General features: G+C 34.5%; 32 protein-coding genes and 1 pseudogene. 32 read left to right on the top strand and 1 reads right to left on the bottom strand.

Annotated features, from left to right (window positions below; translation table 11 throughout):
- Positions 1 to 81 precede the first annotated feature (81 nt).
- From WKT03_RS05010 to WKT03_RS04875, 28 genes and pseudogenes are all read left to right on the top strand, one after another.
- Positions 82 to 606, top strand: a complete 525-nt coding sequence (locus tag WKT03_RS05010; protein ID WP_340391035.1) for a hypothetical protein — start codon at positions 82 to 84, stop codon at positions 604 to 606.
- Between the two features lie 28 nt (positions 607 to 634).
- On the top strand, positions 635 to 1228 hold the full coding sequence (locus WKT03_RS05005; protein WP_340391034.1) for a hypothetical protein: 594 nt from the start codon (positions 635 to 637) through the stop codon (positions 1226 to 1228).
- On the top strand, positions 1212 to 1529 hold the full coding sequence (locus WKT03_RS05000; protein ID WP_340391033.1) for a hypothetical protein: 318 nt from the start codon (positions 1212 to 1214) through the stop codon (positions 1527 to 1529). Before WKT03_RS05005 ends, WKT03_RS05000 begins: the two co-directional genes overlap by 17 nt.
- A 206-nt stretch (positions 1530 to 1735) precedes the next feature.
- Positions 1736 to 2086, top strand: coding sequence for a hypothetical protein (locus WKT03_RS04995; RefSeq protein ID WP_340391032.1), 351 nt, complete (start codon positions 1736 to 1738; stop codon positions 2084 to 2086).
- The gene (locus tag WKT03_RS04990) at positions 2083 to 3348 is read left to right on the top strand and encodes a hypothetical protein (protein WP_340391031.1); all 1266 of its coding nucleotides are present in this window, start codon (positions 2083 to 2085) and stop codon (positions 3346 to 3348) included. The genes WKT03_RS04995 and WKT03_RS04990 overlap by 4 nt, the downstream gene beginning before the upstream one ends.
- 15 nt (positions 3349 to 3363) lie before the next feature.
- The gene (locus tag WKT03_RS04985) at positions 3364 to 3687 is read left to right on the top strand and encodes a hypothetical protein (RefSeq protein ID WP_340391030.1); all 324 of its coding nucleotides are present in this window, start codon (positions 3364 to 3366) and stop codon (positions 3685 to 3687) included.
- Between the two features lie 20 nt (positions 3688 to 3707).
- Positions 3708 to 3956, top strand: a complete 249-nt coding sequence (locus tag WKT03_RS04980) for a hypothetical protein (RefSeq protein WP_340391029.1) — start codon at positions 3708 to 3710, stop codon at positions 3954 to 3956.
- Between the two features lie 218 nt (positions 3957 to 4174).
- Positions 4175 to 4351, top strand: a complete 177-nt coding sequence (locus WKT03_RS04975) for an NrdR family transcriptional regulator (protein ID WP_340391028.1) — start codon at positions 4175 to 4177, stop codon at positions 4349 to 4351.
- Between the two features lie 9 nt (positions 4352 to 4360).
- Positions 4361 to 4591 (top strand): hypothetical protein, encoded by a 231-nt coding sequence (locus WKT03_RS04970; protein ID WP_340391027.1) that lies wholly within the window; start codon positions 4361 to 4363, stop codon positions 4589 to 4591.
- A 10-nt stretch (positions 4592 to 4601) separates the two neighbouring features.
- The gene (locus WKT03_RS04965) at positions 4602 to 4814 is read left to right on the top strand and encodes a hypothetical protein (RefSeq protein WP_340391026.1); all 213 of its coding nucleotides are present in this window, start codon (positions 4602 to 4604) and stop codon (positions 4812 to 4814) included.
- 82 nt (positions 4815 to 4896) lie between these two features.
- Entirely contained in the window at positions 4897 to 5178 is a 282-nt protein-coding gene (locus WKT03_RS04960) for a hypothetical protein (RefSeq protein ID WP_340391025.1), read from the top strand.
- 40 nt (positions 5179 to 5218) lie between these two features.
- Positions 5219 to 5452, top strand: coding sequence for a hypothetical protein (locus tag WKT03_RS04955; protein WP_340391024.1), 234 nt, complete (start codon positions 5219 to 5221; stop codon positions 5450 to 5452).
- Positions 5449 to 5775, top strand: a complete 327-nt coding sequence (locus tag WKT03_RS04950) for a hypothetical protein (protein WP_340391023.1) — start codon at positions 5449 to 5451, stop codon at positions 5773 to 5775. The genes WKT03_RS04955 and WKT03_RS04950 overlap by 4 nt, the downstream gene beginning before the upstream one ends.
- A gap of 14 nt (positions 5776 to 5789) precedes the next feature.
- Complete coding sequence (locus WKT03_RS04945) at positions 5790 to 6092, top strand: hypothetical protein (RefSeq protein ID WP_340391022.1); 303 nt, start codon at positions 5790 to 5792, stop codon at positions 6090 to 6092.
- Complete coding sequence (locus WKT03_RS04940) at positions 6089 to 6373, top strand: hypothetical protein (RefSeq protein ID WP_340391021.1); 285 nt, start codon at positions 6089 to 6091, stop codon at positions 6371 to 6373. Before WKT03_RS04945 ends, WKT03_RS04940 begins: the two co-directional genes overlap by 4 nt.
- Entirely contained in the window at positions 6370 to 6681 is a 312-nt protein-coding gene (locus tag WKT03_RS04935; RefSeq protein WP_340391020.1) for a hypothetical protein, read from the top strand. Before WKT03_RS04940 ends, WKT03_RS04935 begins: the two co-directional genes overlap by 4 nt.
- A gap of 68 nt (positions 6682 to 6749) precedes the next feature.
- Positions 6750 to 6926 carry a hypothetical protein gene (locus WKT03_RS04930; protein ID WP_340391019.1) on the top strand — a complete coding sequence of 59 codons (177 nt, stop codon included), beginning with the start codon at positions 6750 to 6752 and terminating at the stop codon, positions 6924 to 6926.
- A gap of 65 nt (positions 6927 to 6991) precedes the next feature.
- The gene (locus tag WKT03_RS04925) at positions 6992 to 7678 is read left to right on the top strand and encodes a hypothetical protein (protein ID WP_340391018.1); all 687 of its coding nucleotides are present in this window, start codon (positions 6992 to 6994) and stop codon (positions 7676 to 7678) included.
- Positions 7665 to 7823 carry a hypothetical protein gene (locus WKT03_RS04920; protein ID WP_340391017.1) on the top strand — a complete coding sequence of 53 codons (159 nt, stop codon included), beginning with the start codon at positions 7665 to 7667 and terminating at the stop codon, positions 7821 to 7823. Before WKT03_RS04925 ends, WKT03_RS04920 begins: the two co-directional genes overlap by 14 nt.
- 36 nt (positions 7824 to 7859) lie before the next feature.
- A complete protein-coding gene (locus WKT03_RS04915; protein ID WP_340391016.1) occupies positions 7860 to 8033 on the top strand; it encodes a hypothetical protein in 174 nt (57 codons plus the stop codon).
- 133 nt (positions 8034 to 8166) lie between these two features.
- The gene (locus WKT03_RS04910; RefSeq protein ID WP_340391015.1) at positions 8167 to 8406 is read left to right on the top strand and encodes a hypothetical protein; all 240 of its coding nucleotides are present in this window, start codon (positions 8167 to 8169) and stop codon (positions 8404 to 8406) included.
- 23 nt (positions 8407 to 8429) lie between these two features.
- Positions 8430 to 8705: a hypothetical protein gene (locus WKT03_RS04905; RefSeq protein ID WP_340391014.1), complete on the top strand. Its 276-nt coding sequence runs from the start codon at positions 8430 to 8432 to the stop codon at positions 8703 to 8705.
- 634 nt (positions 8706 to 9339) lie between these two features.
- Positions 9340 to 9561: a hypothetical protein gene (locus WKT03_RS04900; RefSeq protein WP_340391013.1), complete on the top strand. Its 222-nt coding sequence runs from the start codon at positions 9340 to 9342 to the stop codon at positions 9559 to 9561.
- Positions 9562 to 10342: 781 nt separating this feature from the next.
- Positions 10343 to 10741, top strand: a pseudogene (locus tag WKT03_RS12635) (hypothetical protein); the annotation flags it as partial.
- A 266-nt stretch (positions 10742 to 11007) separates the two neighbouring features.
- Positions 11008 to 11433, top strand: coding sequence for a hypothetical protein (locus tag WKT03_RS04890; RefSeq protein WP_340391011.1), 426 nt, complete (start codon positions 11008 to 11010; stop codon positions 11431 to 11433).
- A gap of 1 nt (position 11434) precedes the next feature.
- Complete coding sequence (locus WKT03_RS04885) at positions 11435 to 11656, top strand: hypothetical protein (protein WP_340391010.1); 222 nt, start codon at positions 11435 to 11437, stop codon at positions 11654 to 11656.
- A 3-nt stretch (positions 11657 to 11659) separates the two neighbouring features.
- On the top strand, positions 11660 to 11977 hold the full coding sequence (locus WKT03_RS04880) for a hypothetical protein (protein ID WP_340391009.1): 318 nt from the start codon (positions 11660 to 11662) through the stop codon (positions 11975 to 11977).
- 40 nt (positions 11978 to 12017) lie between these two features.
- Positions 12018 to 12518, top strand: a complete 501-nt coding sequence (locus tag WKT03_RS04875; protein ID WP_340391008.1) for a hypothetical protein — start codon at positions 12018 to 12020, stop codon at positions 12516 to 12518.
- Positions 12519 to 12850: 332 nt separating this feature from the next.
- Here WKT03_RS04875 and WKT03_RS04870 read toward each other — a convergent pair whose 3' ends face one another.
- Complete coding sequence (locus WKT03_RS04870) at positions 12851 to 13261, bottom strand: hypothetical protein (RefSeq protein ID WP_340391007.1); 411 nt, start codon at positions 13259 to 13261, stop codon at positions 12851 to 12853.
- A gap of 177 nt (positions 13262 to 13438) precedes the next feature.
- Between WKT03_RS04870 and WKT03_RS04865 the strand changes: the two genes are divergently transcribed.
- The 4 genes from WKT03_RS04865 to WKT03_RS04850 all read left to right on the top strand — a co-directional run bounded on the left by WKT03_RS04865 (position 13439) and on the right by WKT03_RS04850 (position 15043).
- On the top strand, positions 13439 to 13696 hold the full coding sequence (locus tag WKT03_RS04865; RefSeq protein WP_340391006.1) for a hypothetical protein: 258 nt from the start codon (positions 13439 to 13441) through the stop codon (positions 13694 to 13696).
- A gap of 100 nt (positions 13697 to 13796) precedes the next feature.
- Positions 13797 to 14039, top strand: coding sequence for a hypothetical protein (locus WKT03_RS04860; protein ID WP_340391005.1), 243 nt, complete (start codon positions 13797 to 13799; stop codon positions 14037 to 14039).
- A gap of 184 nt (positions 14040 to 14223) precedes the next feature.
- The gene (locus WKT03_RS04855) at positions 14224 to 14514 is read left to right on the top strand and encodes a hypothetical protein (protein WP_340391004.1); all 291 of its coding nucleotides are present in this window, start codon (positions 14224 to 14226) and stop codon (positions 14512 to 14514) included.
- The gene (locus WKT03_RS04850; RefSeq protein WP_340391003.1) at positions 14486 to 15043 is read left to right on the top strand and encodes a hypothetical protein; all 558 of its coding nucleotides are present in this window, start codon (positions 14486 to 14488) and stop codon (positions 15041 to 15043) included. Before WKT03_RS04855 ends, WKT03_RS04850 begins: the two co-directional genes overlap by 29 nt.

Raw genomic sequence — 15043 nt, 5'->3', positions numbered from 1 at the left:
TATTATGAAAGGGCTTAAGTGTTAGAACTTAGGCTCTTTTATTTTTGCAAAAATATTTATAAGAAAAAGGAGAACAAAATTATGGAATTAGCAATTAACCCAAGAAATGGAATGTTGAAAATCGAGGACGCAAGAATTATATTCAGAAACTTTGCAGGTGCCGCCAGCACATATAACCGAGAGGGTGACAGAAACTTTGCTCTTGTGATTCCAACAGAAGAGATTGCCGAAATGCTTATCAATGATAAGAATGCAGATGGTGCCGGATGGAATGTAAAGATCAAACCATCGAACGAAGAGGGTGAACCACCAAGAATGAATATGATGGTTAAAGTAAAGTTTAACGACAATGGTCCTAATATTTACCTTAAGTCTGGTAAAGCGATGATTAGAATTACTGAGGATAAGGTTAAGATGCTCGATAATATTCGTATCCAGTCAGTTGATCTTGATATTCGTCCATATGATTCAATTGTAAATGGAAAAGCTTACAGAACGGCTTATTTAGCAGGTATGAAAGTGACACAGGCAATCGATCGATTCACAGAAGAGTATGAGGAATACATGCAGGCAAACAGCAATGAAGAAGAACTGCCGTTTAACTAAGATTATATTTTAAAGGAGGAATTTATATATGTTTAGTCCAATTATATATGACGGTAAAATAGTGGGTTACTCTATAGGAGGAGAGGCCGTATTATCTAATGATTTCGCTTCTGCCGGAAACAAAAAAAGTCTTAAGAAGCTTGAAATTGAAATGGGAATTCATCACCAGGAGCTTGGATTGCCATGGGATAAGCCCGTACCAGAAAAATTAACGATGGAAGCTGTTGAATATTGTAAAAATGATGTTATAGCAACTAAAACATTCTTTGATTCTTTACATGGTGTTCAGAAGCATTCGGGTCGTTATCCATGGGGATCGGGAGTGGAGAACGTTATTTTTAACGATCCAGCAACTATCGTATTTTGGAACGATGGTACAAAAACAGTGGTTAAGGCTCAGAACGGAGAAGCTTTCGACCCAGAGAAAGGTCTGGCTATGGCTATCTGTAAAAAAATGATCGGTAAGAATACAGGAAGATATTATGAAACATTCAAGAAGTGGTTGCCAAATGCCAATAAAGATTCATTAGAAGAACCTACGTCAATAGATTTAGTATCAATGTTTCTTGGTGCGTTTATGACACCGCCAGAGGAGGACAACGAAAATGAAAAAGACAATTAAACCATCGGCTACACCAGTTGAATACCTTATGAATGGCGGAACATTTGTATATGAATGTGACAATAAAACAAATGAATCTGTAGCGTGGTGTTCAGTAGCTGTAGAATTTTCGCATTCAGAAAATGAAACAGACGAAACCGAATTTGACGTTCGTTTTATGAATGAATCGACACCTGACTTTGCAGATTTGAACAGATTGTTTATGGATTTCGTTAGTGAAAATAAATTCATAAATGTTATTATAACAGGTTTACGAGTCACAGATACAGCCACAACAATTGAGGAACTGGAGCGTGTATAAGATGCTGATACAGTTTCGGATAATAAAGGTGAAGCAATATAATTCTACATATAAGTATATTGTATTGCATAATAGCGCTCCTGTCTGCATTACTCAAAGTCATAAACGGGCGTCGATGATTATCGCATATCTTCAGGGATATGAGGTGCCAATCGGTGATAGGAAAATAAAGAAAAAATTGGATCAGGTTAGAAAGGAGATACAAAATGATGGAGAATAACTCAAGCGACTCGCCTTTAGAAATGGTCGAGAATGTTACTTTGCAATTTAAAGAAGATGCCGAGAATTTTATATTTGAATCAATAACTGGTTCGTTATTTGGCGAATGTGATAAGACAATAAGTAAAATTAGCAAAAAGCGTCTTGATATAGCTTTAGACCATCTTAATGAAAAGCCAGCAGAATATTTCAAAGTTATGGATGGGGTTATCAAAGGCGGGACATATCCATTTTGTCCGAGCTGCAAAAGCCTGTTAAATCATGATGTATATGTTGGTCAGCGGGTTGCTCATTGTATATATTGCGGACAGAAAATTTTGTTTGGCCTTGATTCATGAATACAGTAAGTAATAAAAAAGAATTTCTATACCCCCACCAAAAAGAGGCTATACCTAAAATGCATAATGGATGTATTTTGTGTGGGGGTGTAGGATCTGGTAAAAGTCGCACGTCATTGTATTACTATTTTCAACTCTATGGCGGTTCCATAGATGAGCATGGATATAAAGCAATGACCAAACGACCGCCTGATCTTTATATTATAACAACTGCAAAAAAACGAGATAATTTGGAATGGGAAGAGGAACTCATTCCTTTTTTATTATCTACAAATGAAAAGCGGAATAAATCCCGATGGGGTAATAAAGTCGTGATCGATAGCTGGAATAATATACAAAAATATTCAGATGTAAAAGATGCATTCTTTATATTTGATGAGCAGCGAGTAGTTGGTTCCGGGGCTTGGGTAAAGGCGTTCCTAAAGATTGCCAAGAGTAATAAATGGATTCTTTTATCGGCAACTCCGGGGGACACTTGGTCTGATTATATTCCGGTATTTATTGCTAACGGATTCTATCGAAATAAAACAGAATTTATAGACGAGCATGTTGTATATTCTCGGTTTAGTAAATTTCCTAAGATAGATCGATACTTGAATACCGGAAGACTCATCAGATTAAGAAATAATATTCTGGTTGACATGGATTTTGAGCGTAAGACAGTAGCACACCATGAAGATATTTATGTTGATTATGATCATATTGCATATCGTCAGATAACAAAACTTAGATGGAATCCGTGGACAAACGAACCAATAAAAAATGCATCCGAACTATGTTATTCCTTACGAAGAATGGTGAATCAATCTGATTCCAGACAGATTTCATTTCTTGAACTGATAGAAAAGCATCCTAAATCAATAGTTTTCTATAATTTTGATTATGAGTTGGAATTACTAAAAGAACTATTACTACCAATGTGTAACAAGGATAATTTCGAAGTTGCAGAGTGGAATGGTCATGCTCATCAAGAAGTACCAACTTCTGATAGTTGGGTATATTTGGTGCAGTATACTGCGGGTTGTGAGGGATGGAACTGTATAACAACAGATACAATTATATTCTATTCACAAAACTATTCTTATAAGGTAATGGAGCAGGCAAGTGGTCGTATAGATCGATTAAATACACCATTTACAGATTTATATTATTATCACCTAAAAAGTCGATCAGGAATTGATATTGCAATAAGCCGGGCTTTAGCAGCTAAGAAAAAATTCAATGAAACTAGATGGGTAAATAATACTCAAAAAGTTGCATAAGAGGAGTCTATTTTTATGAGTGATTATGAAAAAGCTATATATAATAAAGGATACACTGATGGATGTCATTATGGATATTCTGTTGGCGTTGCAAAACCGGATTACGAATTAAAAAATACTGTTGAAAAACGAAAAAAAGAATTATATTTTCTTAAGCAGCGAATTATAGGATTTTTCGTTGTGGTATTTTCAATAATTGCCAGTATAATGATCGATGATTGTACATTTGCAGTATTTACCATACCGCTTGGATTATGGATGGTATTGGGTAATACGATGCTAATCGCTAACCGGTATTATTTTGAGGTTATGGAAGCGCGTAGAAAACACTCTCTATAGTGAAAAGGAGAGTGAAGTTTATGGCAGATTACGAATATTTATATTGTATTGCGATTCATGGAATGCTCAAGGAACGTATTAATGCTGGAATACGAGTAACTATACAAGATGACAATTTAATTATCTATTTGAAAAATGATGATGATATTTTCATGTATACAGTTTACGGTATAACAGACAAAATAGTCTTTGGGTACGACAAGGAGATCATAGTATGTAAAGTAGTAGAACGCTATAAGCGTTATATATTAAGAAAATATTTTTATTAACAATCCAAGAGAGGTCTTTGATTATATCAGGGACTTCTCTTATTTTTTACGAAAGGAGTGACCAGAATGGAAACTAGCACAAAGGAAGTATACTTCAATGTTTATTGTGAGAAGTGTGCGTACAAAGATGAAAAAGAAACTGAAGATCCATGCGATGATTGTTTGAATCATCCATACAATGACGATTCTCATAAACCAGTTAGATGGGAGGCGAAAGAATGAAATGCCCAAAATGTGGAGGAAAAATGGTAGTGTCGGATACGGTTCAGAATCCGGATGATAATGAGATTATGAGACGACGGTTATGTGTTAATGGTCACAGTTTTTTCAGTGTAGAAAAAATTGTTGACACGACAGCTGAATTTGTAGAGGAGTGGCAGATGTATCACAGATAGGAGGCAAGCATGATTAATAGGCTATTGCAGGAGGATGTTAAATGGCAGCGAATGTTATATCGATCAAAAATAACAAACGATAATGGACAAGTGATGATACATGCAGTTCATGAGTTTGAAACAGATTGTGGCGTTTATGAAATTCGCTTTTCCATGCCATCTACACAATATTTTGATCAGCGGGGGTATGAAGCCGATCATTATATTGTTCCAAGAGAAATAAGAAATAAAAGAGCATAGGAGGATACAAATGGCTTATGTGGTTCAAGGGTTAACCGTTAAAGAAACGATCGAGTATAAATTAAATATACTTCGTGATTTTTTAATAGTAGATGATAAAAATTGTGATCGATATCGTAAGCAGCTTGAATATGAGGTCGCGCGGAATAAGGAAAGCGATCCATATTTTGTGCTAGATGCGGTAGTAAGAGATATGATTGCAAAGAAGTTAGGAGGTAGATGAATGTAAGGGCTTAATATACCTAAAATATCAAACGAAATTATTGTATTTGATGGAGAATAAATAAAGGAGAAATAAAAAAAAAATGAAATTATTTAAAACAGTAGATGATAAATTAGCAAAGATTGGATTTATTAAAATAAAAGAAGATGAGTATGGCGTAGAGTATAAAAGAAAAGATGCTAAATATGGATTTATTCAGTCGGTAGATATTCTTAAAAAGGCTTCTGGTAGACACCTGCTACAGTCTTATGATGCTGAACTAACAGATCAGAAAAAGATTGGAAATACATGTGTTGGTCTTACGGGATATGAGATGAAACTATTTCTTAAAAAGATGAAACAGATTGGTTTGTACAGCAAATAAATAATTCGCTGTTTCATGTGGATTTTGAGGAGGTAAATGAATGGATGAGTTTAATATACCTAAATTATTAATCGGAAGTACTTTATACATAGGTAAGAACTACACTGTGAGCATTCGTGTAGATCACCATTTTAATTGGTTTCAAAAGAAATGTATAAAATTCTTCTTTGGAATTATAGTTGTAGATTATAGCAATGAGCATGTATATGCCGATTGTGATGATTGGGAACTTTTATGGAAACATCCTAAATATTACACGGAGGTAGATTTATGAGTGGAGTAACAATATTAAATGTAAAAGGTGCATTCTTACCGGCTGTTTATGAGCATCAGAACATTGTCGTTCTAATACTTATTATATTGTTTGTGGTGTCGCTTGTTAGTGATTTGTTATTTATAAGTCATGAAATAGTGCCATACATATTTTTAGGTGCTTGTATATTGTCTGTGTTATTTATAGTTATGTTTGCATGTGCACAGCCAATTCGATACGATGTCATCCTTGACAATTCGGTAAACTATAACGAATTTATTGAGAAGTATGATGTGATAGAAGTAAATGGAAAGATTTACACGGTAAAGTTGAAAGATCAGTAAAAGGAGGAAAGAACATGATTAATGCAGAGGAAGCAAGACAGAAAACTATATTAAATGGAAAAAGTAGAGATGTCCTAAAATCAATTGACGGTAAAATTAAAGAAGCGATATATAAAGGACGTTATTCGTGTATTTATTCATTTGATGAATTTGATGATATTCTTGACGATGATACGATTTGTGCATTGATTCAAGAAATTAGAAGTTTAGGATATTACGTTGAGTGTGGTTATGACCCATTACATACGAAGCAATTGGCACTGGGCGTATATCATGGTTACACGGCAATAAGAATAAGTTGGGAGGAAGGAATATGATTAATGCAGAGGAAGCAAGATCAAAAACTGTATTGAGCGAAGCCAAATATCAAAAAAAGTTATACATAAGTACTGTGAAAAAAATAAATCGAAAGATTAAGGAGGCTACGAAAAAAGGTTCATATGGAGTGGCTTGTGAGCGCGATCATATTAGCGATGATGTTTGTAAGTTGTTAATTACCCATTATGAAAATTTAGGGTACACGATACGTACATATAAATATAATAGTTGGTTGCAAGCTGATGAAATACGTATCACTTGGAAGGAGGAAACAAAATGACATCATCTCTAAATGCTAATAAAAATTTTAGAGAAATTATTGAAATACGAGAACAAATTCCTACACATACTTCGGATCCACGTTCCATTAGAGTTAGAGATTTGTTGTATATTGTCAATTCTGATGTACATATTTTTGAAAGGGGATGTCCGACACCAAAATTAAAAATACCTAATGGTCTAAATGAAAAGTACATTGATTACATTGGAGAGTGCGTTTTAAACTCTTGCGTATATGAGATAAGTACTCGAGATGGACATTTGAATGTCTTTATAGAGCCGGTTTCTAAGGAGGAACATAATGGGTAAGGATATGCAGACACTGAGTAATTCGCGATATTTACTTCTTATATAATGAAGAAAGGAGTGAATTAATCATGAAAAATTTCATTAAAGGAGCACTGGCGTTATGGACAGTATTAACGACAATTTGGACTTTTATCACCTTTGACCTTATTGGAGGCATAATTGAGGGTTTTGGTGAAAGGGACGATCGGATACAAAAAACAAGACGACCAGTATCGCATGTGAGTTATCGTGATAAAACAATTTAAAGAGTTAAGACTCAGAGTAAAATCTGGGTCTTTTCTCTTTTATATTTTTGAAAGGAGAAAATAATATGAGTATGAAAGAATGGGCTAAAAAAGAAGTTGAATTAGCATGTAAACATGAAAATCCAGATCGTAAGGAGGGCGAATTCGATTATGGCTGCGCTTGCTACGAAAGTGCGCTAAAAGCTTTTAATAGCTTATGTGATGATGAGCATTCAGGATTCAGCATTAAGATGACGCAAGCTATACTTAATCGTTTGATTGATATGCAGCCGTTAACTCCAATTGAGGATACGGATGACACTTGGAATAAGTGTCCGCGCATTGAAGACGGTCCGGAAATATATCAGTGTAAGCGAACACCGTCATTGTTTAAGTATGCATATGACGACGGAACTGTGAAATATCACGACAATGACTTGTCCTATTGTGTTGATATTAATAATCCGGATGTTACATATTCGTCAGGTTTGGTTAGTAAAATCGTTGAAGAAATGTACCCTATAACAATGCCTTATATGCCCGGTAAACCTACCAAGGTTTATTGCGAGGATTTCTTGGTGGATAAAAAGAATGGCGGTTTTGATACTGTTGGCGTGTTCTATGCATTGAAAACAGAGAATGGTGAGCAGCAGAAAATCGAAATCAATAGATTCTTTAGAGCTCCAGAAGGTAATGAAAAACCCGACTGGGTAGAAATATCCAAAGAAGAGTATTACGAACGAAAGGAGAAAAGAATACATGCCAATAATTGAACAGATTGAAAAAGCGTACGGAATTGAGTTGAGCGACTATCAAAAAAATTTAATAAGTAAATTATTGAACATTCCTAGTAACGCCAAAATTAGATATGGAAGAGATGGTAGGTGGCATTTAGTGGAGGATACGAAAAATGAGTGATATAGGTTATAGAAGATAAAAAGGAGATGCTTAATTGTGATTAAATTAAATGTTGAAGAATACTGTCATAATTGTCCAGATTTTACAGCGGACGTTATAAGTCATGTAAATAATGAATCTGAAGGCATAAGTTATCATATTATAACATGCGAACATTCCAACAGATGTATGCAAATTAAAAAATATTTAGAGGGAGTTAAAGATGATTAAAAAAATAGTGGCTGTGATGATGCGTTCTTTTGTCAAGTTATATTTTAAGTTAGACAAAGAATGCTATTGCTATTGCATTGGAACTAAAGGCGATGATGACGATTTTGATATTCATAGAAGGAGGTATGAATAAATGCTTAAAGAATTTTTTGAAGAGCATGATCATTTATGTTTTAGACTTCAACGTACCGGTAGACACGGTGGAGGATGGCTAATACGAATATATAATACTACATTAGACCTTGGTTGCACTGAGCCTATTTACGAACATACTGTATTGGACTCGGAGATTAATAATTCAAATGTAGATTTTGAAACCATAATAATGACTCCGGTTATTAACTGGTGGGATTTCTGTTTAGGATGTAGATGAATGTAAGAAAGGGGCTATGTTAAATGAGTAAATGTGCTACTGTAGTATTAGAAACAACTGTTGAGGGTAATCCAACTGGCGTTTTATCAATAAAAGGACATACTAACGGAGACGAAGCAAAAGCATATGTTTTCGATGAGATTCTCAGAATGCTAAATGATATTTCTGTTGATAATACGGTGAGTGTAAAATATTTTCGTGATGGTTATGACGAACCCTGTTTACTTATAACAGCTAATGAAAATGAATCTATCATAGTGAAAACTTTATTTGAGAAGGGTGATGACGTAAATGATTAAATTAGAAAATGTAGTTCTGGCAAGTCCAGAACAGATGAAATTCATTATTGAAGGGATGAGAAATCCAATGAATAGCTGGGAGAAGAGTGATAGTGGTAGAGGCTGTTATGACAACTTATGTGGAAGCCATTGTTCATTTAGTTCTCAGTGGTGTGGTAACACTCCGAGATATATAGTAGGAGAAAATGACCACTCCCTGATGCAGCGTTTATCCAATGCTGGTACGGATCATCGGAAGTTCATGAGGATGATGCCGGTGTATGTGAGAATCACTGCGCCTTTATATTGGTAGTTCTTTCTGCCAATGAAACACTTTGCCTGCTTATCGGCAGGGGTCACGCAAAATTTACAACTCCTATAATGAAGAAAGGAGTGATGGTTATGAAACATTATAAAAACATGACCCTGAATAGAAAAGATCATAGAATTATAGATGTGGCAGTAGTATTTTTTAGAGTATTACTAACACCAGTATTCATATGGTATAGATTATATTTATGGGTATGGGATGGAACAATGTTCGACCGCTAATTTAAGGAGAATGGGCTTAGAGTAATCTGAGTCTTTTCTCTTTTTTATTTAGCGAAAAATACATACTCCTTTATGAGAAATAAAGAAAGGATGGTGATATTTTATGACAATTAATCAACTAAGTTTTGAAGAGGTAATGGAGATTTTAAAATCTGGTGATTTAGAACACATTAAAAATATTTATGTTTTGGTTCCTTACAAAAAACAAACAAGTCCGAAAGAAGATGCCAAAACATTAATACAATGCAATATCGTGACTAGATATACAGTCTCACAACTATTAGAACTGAATGTTAATGATGTTGCATTTATTGAAACTATTTAGGAAATGTAGACCTGGTTTTATACTGGGTCTTTTCTCTTTTATATTTCAGCGTGGCTAACGGGGAACCACCCATTGGAATCCCGTGGGAAACTTTTTAAATAATTTAAACTAATATGTTTTGAAAAAGGGGGTATTTTATGCGATGTCCTAAATGCAATAGTAATACATATTCACATCATCAAAAAATAAATGAATCAGGTACTGAGATAGAACGTTATTATGCTTGTCGTAAATGCAAATGCGTTTTTAAAACAATCGAACGTATTACCGATATTGATGAAAAGTTTATGGAAACAGATAAAAAGTAATAGTTTTACATTATTTAGAATGAACCTGTAGAGGCTATCCCCTATGCCTTCTGGGCGGGGGAGTAGGGCTACTATTGATACGTAGCTGGGTTTTAGGAAACGAAGCCCATGAAAACCGAAATGGTGTCCTATTGTTTTATATTTGTGTTAGCGAAAATAGCATCTCCTATAATGAGAAAGGAGTGATGTTTATGTCGAAATACTATACAGTTAAAACGACCAAATACGGAAGAGATTGGAAGAAAATCAGTGAAGGCTTGGAGTTCCTGGAAGATGATAAATTATATCGTATGGAATTTCACGCAAAAGGGTTAATTCAATACATCCGTGCAAAAAAGGCGTTTAGACGAAATGAAAGGTTTAAATATTATATTTATTAGAAGAGTAAGGACTTCGGAGTAAAAATCCGGGTCTTTTCTCTTTTTTATTTTTTAACACACAAAAACAATAGTAAAAGATAGTCCATTAATGGGAAAGAATTTGATACTTACAAGGTAGGTACTGTTGCGAACTCTTGCAGTACTATGCACAAGATTGCTGAGAAAGAGTTTACAATCGATGATTTCAGTCATGAACATCTTGACATCCGAACACATAAGATTTTAGAAGAAACAATAAAGGTGTTAAACGATTATAGAAATATATATATTAACTATAATTCAGATGATTTTGAAATCAAAGGTTGTCCAAGCAAAAAAGAAATTTGGTGGCAGATGATTCAGCTTCTTCCAAGCAGTTATAACCAGACTCGTAATGTCATGTTGAATTATGAGGTGCTGGCAAACATTTATAAATCTCGTAAAGACCATAAGTTGGATGAATGGCGAGAGTTCTGTAAGTGGATTGAGAGTTTACCGTATTCTGAATTGATTGTTAGCACTTCTAGCGGATGTGAAAATAAGGTTAATAAATCCGACATTAGATGGGCTGAAGATATTTTCAAGAATCATGGTATTAAACTAACTGAGGCACAGATTGATGCAATAAATTCTATCAGTACAACAAATATTATAACTTCAGAAGAGATGGTAAACGGTATTGATTCAGATACCACGACAGACGCAGCAGTAGACTATGCTGTTCAGATGGCAAAAGATGCTGCAAGACATTATAGTTTTGAAAAGGAGGAGTGATATTTATGGAAAAGCTATTTATAAGTCGAAGTGACTATGAAGCTATTAAAAATGGCAAAGATGTATTAATCGTAGTTGAAGCAAGAGGTGAATCACCAATGTATGCCCATGTTCTTTCTTACACCGAAAGTCTTGAAAAGATCGCGAAAAAGATGTCTGAGCAACCGGAATTTCCTATGGAGAAAATGTTATTTGGTGAGCCGTTTCCTTGGGGTAAATCGGATAAATCAATAATTACATGTGAACCCAAAGATCAAAGAGGAAAACGGCGGCTAATAAATGGAATCGACCAGGATACTACGACAGATGAATCAAGCATGAATGAGGTGGTTAACAACTGGCTTAGAGATAAATATCCTGACGGATGTCCAACTGCACCAACGGAATGTGACGTTCAGCCAGTAAAAGATAGTATGAAAAAGGAGGAATAAAATGATGAAAAAGTTATTAGACAATTCAGTTATAGAAATTTGGAGCGGTAGATATATTAATAATCTATCAGGTCGGAGTCTTGTGGATAGACGTGCTAAAATCATTCAGATTGAACCTGGTAGCAGCGATAATGGCTACATTGTAGAAATTGTTCGTGAAGAGGAAGATGCAAAGAAAGACGAATTTATTAAAAAAAGACTTAACATATTAAAGGAGGAATAAGAGATGTATATGATTTTAGGATTTTTTTGTTGGGGAGTTTATTGTTTATTCAGTCATGTTACTGCTTGGATTATTGCTGGTGCTGTGTGCATATTAGCAGAAGGGATTAGTGATCTGGCCGAGGAAATGAAGGAGCGAGGAAAAAATCACGATGCAGTTATTAAAAAGTGTGTTGATGATTATCGTGTCACTCTTAAAGAGATAAATACTAAGAATACATTGAATACTGTATACGGAGTAGGTGGCATTAATGGCTTTTCAGTAACTCCTTGCAGTAGCGCGTCAGAATCAGTTGACAGTCCAGATGCAGACAGACTATAATCAATTTATATTTTGTACATATCGAAGGAGGTAGAAGGATATGAGAAAGGCTTTATTGATTATGGGTTTGGCAGTCACCGTGTTTGCTGTTGGATGCTCTGATAATAGCAGTAATGGTGGAAGTGACGACAGTTCCGGTAAGACTGGAACAACTCTTGTAGAGGAAGCAGAAGTAGATGAGGTAGAGAACTCAACATCAACTATTTCATCATCAGATAGTACTGTTTCAGAAGAAGTATCAACAAAAGATTTATCAACAATGATTCCTAATCCAAATGATATATTTACGGCGGAAGAAATCAGTTTCAATAATTATGGTGATTTGGTTACTGGTAGTGTAAAAAACGCCGAAAGATCAGAGTTTGACATCTATAAACAGAAATGCAAAGACGCGGGATTTGACACTGTTGATTATGATTCGGAAGACGATAGCGGATCATTATATATGGGCTACAACAACGACAAGTCATATAAGGTAAGATTGTTTTTCTCAAAGAAAGATAACAGTGTTGAAATAACTCTCGAAACTGAGAATAATTAGCTGTATTTTGACTAAAAATCTTTGCCCACTTTTATAAAAATTTTTGGCCAGTTGCCCACTTTTTGTGGGTTCTGGTCATTTTTTATGCAAATTTTTGAAGTGGATTTTGGAGAATTTTGGTCAAATGGCCAAAAAAAGTGGGTTTCTGCCCACTTTTGAAAATGTTTTTGGCCAGCGAAAAACCTAGGTTTTATGCGGGTTTGCGGGGTGTTGTGGCCAAAAACCCACTTTTTTCTCTTATTAATTGTGAAAAAAAATATATATTTTTATAATAAATAGAGAAAATTTTTGGGCTTTTGGCCAGATGGTGAAAATATGGTGATTAAAGCCCTCTAGTCAAGATCTGAATCCGGGCAATCGATGTTGTCTGGATCTGTAAGATCAACGTTAGACTTTAGTCTCTTTTTGGCATCGTTTGCTTTTTTCTTATTGTTTTTTGCTTCGATAAATTTGGCGTATTTATCTTTAGCAAAAGATTGGATGTCAGACCGATTAACAATAATATAGCAAGCGGTTCTTACCCCAAGCACTCCCAATGTTCCTAATCCGTAGCCCTTCAAAAAATTACCTTTTTGATTTTTTGAAGGTTGTTTTGTGATTGAATAAAAATCGTCAATAGACATAACAACCAAATTACACATGCTGCCAAAATATTCTTTTATGGCATGTGTTGTTGCGGCCGCCGACTGTCTATCAACTTGCAGATAGCATAACTGATTACCATTGTTTGTTAATGTACTCATGTTTTCATACCTCCTTTCTTTTAAATTATGTATTAATTATACGAAAGCATTTATGAATAATATATAGTAATTGCGAGATAATAATTGAATTATCGGATAATGTTTGCACAATTCGCGATTAATGCATTCTGTATTATGACATAAAAATTGTTATATGAACAACAGGAGGTAATTATTATGGTGAATGTGACATTTTGGACATGTGTGAAGATTGGTTTTGGAATTACATTAGGTTATCAATTAGCAAAAGAATTATTGATGTTTATATTGAAGAAAATTGATGAAATGAGTAAGCGATATGCGTTAAAAGCATTAAAGCTAATGAATAAAGATGACCCATATGTAAAAAAATACACAGCGTTTCTAATTAGTAATGGCATAATTGCCGAGAAAAAACAACCGATAGGTTTTCAAGTAACAAATAAAAAAGAATAATAAATAATAAAAAGGGTCTTTTACTAAGACTCTTTTTTTCTTCGCAAAATCTACAGCTGCTTTAATGACAGAAAAACTATATTTTAAGGAGGTTTTTATTATGAAAGTAAAAGAAACAATTAAAAACAAATACGAGGAATGTAAAGAAAAGATTTCTAACATGGATGACTTTACTAAAGGTCTTATTTTTGGAACTATAGCAGGAATGGTTGGAATAGCAATGAATCAAACAATCAATAACATAACTATAGAAAAAGGCGTTTATGCTGGTTATGCAATGGGAGTCGAGAATACATTAAACAGTATTGGTGAATTGGCGAAAAAAGATATAACAAAAAATTAAATCTGTCAATAAAGGCTCAGTGTAGAAATACATTGGGTCTTTATTTTTAGCGGTAAATACAAATTATCTTCATTTTTCTTCTCGCGTCATTTGCATACCCTTTTATAGAGAGAAAGGATAGAAACGCTATTTTCTTATCGGCGTGCATTTCCTTTTTCATTTTGAAAGGAGGGTATTATTAGCGATGTTAGAAAACAAATTCAAGACAAAGCTGATAAATGAATTGGAACACCGATTTCCGGGATGCATTGTAGTACATATGGATCCAGCGGAAATACAGGGAATTCCGGACCTTCTTATTTTATACAAAAATAAATGGGCAGCACTTGAGGGAAAGAAAAATGCTACGGCGAGTCATCGACCAAATCAAGGGTATTATGTTGAGAAGATGAACCGTATGTCATATGCCGCTTTCATTTATCCAGAAAATAAGGAGGACGTGCTAAATGATCTTCAATCAACATTCGAGTCTTGAAGGACTCCATGCTCCATTCTCAGCAAGTCAATACCATTGGCTACGGTATGATGATGAAAAAGCGATTGAAATATATCGAAATAAAAAAGCATCTGAGATGGGCACTAAACTTCATGCATGGGCAAAAGAAACAATTGATCTTGGAATTAAACAACCTCGTTCAAAGAAAACGATTTATTCATATGTTAATGATGCAATCGGATATCAGATGAACACAGAGGTTGTTTTATTTTATTCAGAAAGATTTTTTGGAACTGCCGATGCTATAAGTTTCAAAAACGGATTATTAAGAATTCATGATTTAAAGACTGGGCGTATCCCGGCATATATGGATCAGCTATTAATTTATGCTGCTCTTTTTTGTTTGGAATACAAAGTGAAACCAGGGGAGATCAAGTACGAGCTTCGAATTTATCAGAATGACAATGTGGAAGTATTTTGTCCGACAGTAGAAGATGTGGCACCTGTTATAGACAAAATCATTCATCTTGATAAATTATTTCAGTCTTTAAATAACGGGGAGGTATAA

Source organism: Coprococcus sp. HCN-4056, from assembly GCF_037892645.1.
In the GTDB taxonomy this organism is placed as follows: Bacteria; Bacillota; Clostridia; order Lachnospirales; family Lachnospiraceae; genus Coprococcus; species Coprococcus ammoniilyticus.
Note: the sequence above shows the minus strand (reverse complement) of the source record. Positions and strands in the feature narration are given on the sequence as shown.

Bases quoted from the DNA above. Each gene is read 5' to 3' on its own strand.
- WKT03_RS04850 (WP_340391003.1), top strand. From the start codon at position 14,486: ATGATCTTCAATCAACATTCGAGTCTTGAAGGACTCCATGCTCCATTC.
- WKT03_RS04955 (WP_340391024.1), top strand. From the start codon at position 5,219: ATGGATGAGTTTAATATACCTAAATTATTAATCGGAAGTACTTTATAC.
- WKT03_RS04910 (WP_340391015.1), top strand. From the start codon at position 8,167: ATGCTTAAAGAATTTTTTGAAGAGCATGATCATTTATGTTTTAGACTT.
- WKT03_RS04900 (WP_340391013.1), top strand. From the start codon at position 9,340: ATGACAATTAATCAACTAAGTTTTGAAGAGGTAATGGAGATTTTAAAA.
- WKT03_RS04965 (WP_340391026.1), top strand. From the start codon at position 4,602: ATGGCTTATGTGGTTCAAGGGTTAACCGTTAAAGAAACGATCGAGTAT.
- WKT03_RS04905 (WP_340391014.1), top strand. From the start codon at position 8,430: ATGAGTAAATGTGCTACTGTAGTATTAGAAACAACTGTTGAGGGTAAT.
- WKT03_RS04925 (WP_340391018.1), top strand. From the start codon at position 6,992: ATGAGTATGAAAGAATGGGCTAAAAAAGAAGTTGAATTAGCATGTAAA.
- WKT03_RS04950 (WP_340391023.1), top strand. From the start codon at position 5,449: ATGAGTGGAGTAACAATATTAAATGTAAAAGGTGCATTCTTACCGGCT.
- WKT03_RS04870 (WP_340391007.1), bottom strand. From the start codon at position 13,261: ATGAGTACATTAACAAACAATGGTAATCAGTTATGCTATCTGCAAGTT.
- WKT03_RS04855 (WP_340391004.1), top strand. From the start codon at position 14,224: ATGTTAGAAAACAAATTCAAGACAAAGCTGATAAATGAATTGGAACAC.
- WKT03_RS04930 (WP_340391019.1), top strand. From the start codon at position 6,750: ATGAAAAATTTCATTAAAGGAGCACTGGCGTTATGGACAGTATTAACG.
- WKT03_RS04865 (WP_340391006.1), top strand. From the start codon at position 13,439: ATGGTGAATGTGACATTTTGGACATGTGTGAAGATTGGTTTTGGAATT.
- WKT03_RS04880 (WP_340391009.1), top strand. From the start codon at position 11,660: ATGTATATGATTTTAGGATTTTTTTGTTGGGGAGTTTATTGTTTATTC.
- WKT03_RS04860 (WP_340391005.1), top strand. From the start codon at position 13,797: ATGAAAGTAAAAGAAACAATTAAAAACAAATACGAGGAATGTAAAGAA.
- WKT03_RS05010 (WP_340391035.1), top strand. From the start codon at position 82: ATGGAATTAGCAATTAACCCAAGAAATGGAATGTTGAAAATCGAGGAC.
- WKT03_RS04960 (WP_340391025.1), top strand. From the start codon at position 4,897: ATGAAATTATTTAAAACAGTAGATGATAAATTAGCAAAGATTGGATTT.
- WKT03_RS04970 (WP_340391027.1), top strand. From the start codon at position 4,361: ATGATTAATAGGCTATTGCAGGAGGATGTTAAATGGCAGCGAATGTTA.
- WKT03_RS04985 (WP_340391030.1), top strand. From the start codon at position 3,364: ATGAGTGATTATGAAAAAGCTATATATAATAAAGGATACACTGATGGA.
- WKT03_RS04945 (WP_340391022.1), top strand. From the start codon at position 5,790: ATGATTAATGCAGAGGAAGCAAGACAGAAAACTATATTAAATGGAAAA.
- WKT03_RS04885 (WP_340391010.1), top strand. From the start codon at position 11,435: ATGATGAAAAAGTTATTAGACAATTCAGTTATAGAAATTTGGAGCGGT.
- WKT03_RS05005 (WP_340391034.1), top strand. From the start codon at position 635: ATGTTTAGTCCAATTATATATGACGGTAAAATAGTGGGTTACTCTATA.
- WKT03_RS05000 (WP_340391033.1), top strand. From the start codon at position 1,212: ATGAAAAAGACAATTAAACCATCGGCTACACCAGTTGAATACCTTATG.
- WKT03_RS04990 (WP_340391031.1), top strand. From the start codon at position 2,083: ATGAATACAGTAAGTAATAAAAAAGAATTTCTATACCCCCACCAAAAA.
- WKT03_RS04995 (WP_340391032.1), top strand. From the start codon at position 1,736: ATGATGGAGAATAACTCAAGCGACTCGCCTTTAGAAATGGTCGAGAAT.
- WKT03_RS04875 (WP_340391008.1), top strand. From the start codon at position 12,018: ATGAGAAAGGCTTTATTGATTATGGGTTTGGCAGTCACCGTGTTTGCT.
- WKT03_RS04920 (WP_340391017.1), top strand. From the start codon at position 7,665: ATGCCAATAATTGAACAGATTGAAAAAGCGTACGGAATTGAGTTGAGC.
- WKT03_RS04980 (WP_340391029.1), top strand. From the start codon at position 3,708: ATGGCAGATTACGAATATTTATATTGTATTGCGATTCATGGAATGCTC.
- WKT03_RS04940 (WP_340391021.1), top strand. From the start codon at position 6,089: ATGATTAATGCAGAGGAAGCAAGATCAAAAACTGTATTGAGCGAAGCC.
- WKT03_RS04975 (WP_340391028.1), top strand. From the start codon at position 4,175: ATGAAATGCCCAAAATGTGGAGGAAAAATGGTAGTGTCGGATACGGTT.
- WKT03_RS04935 (WP_340391020.1), top strand. From the start codon at position 6,370: ATGACATCATCTCTAAATGCTAATAAAAATTTTAGAGAAATTATTGAA.
- WKT03_RS04890 (WP_340391011.1), top strand. From the start codon at position 11,008: ATGGAAAAGCTATTTATAAGTCGAAGTGACTATGAAGCTATTAAAAAT.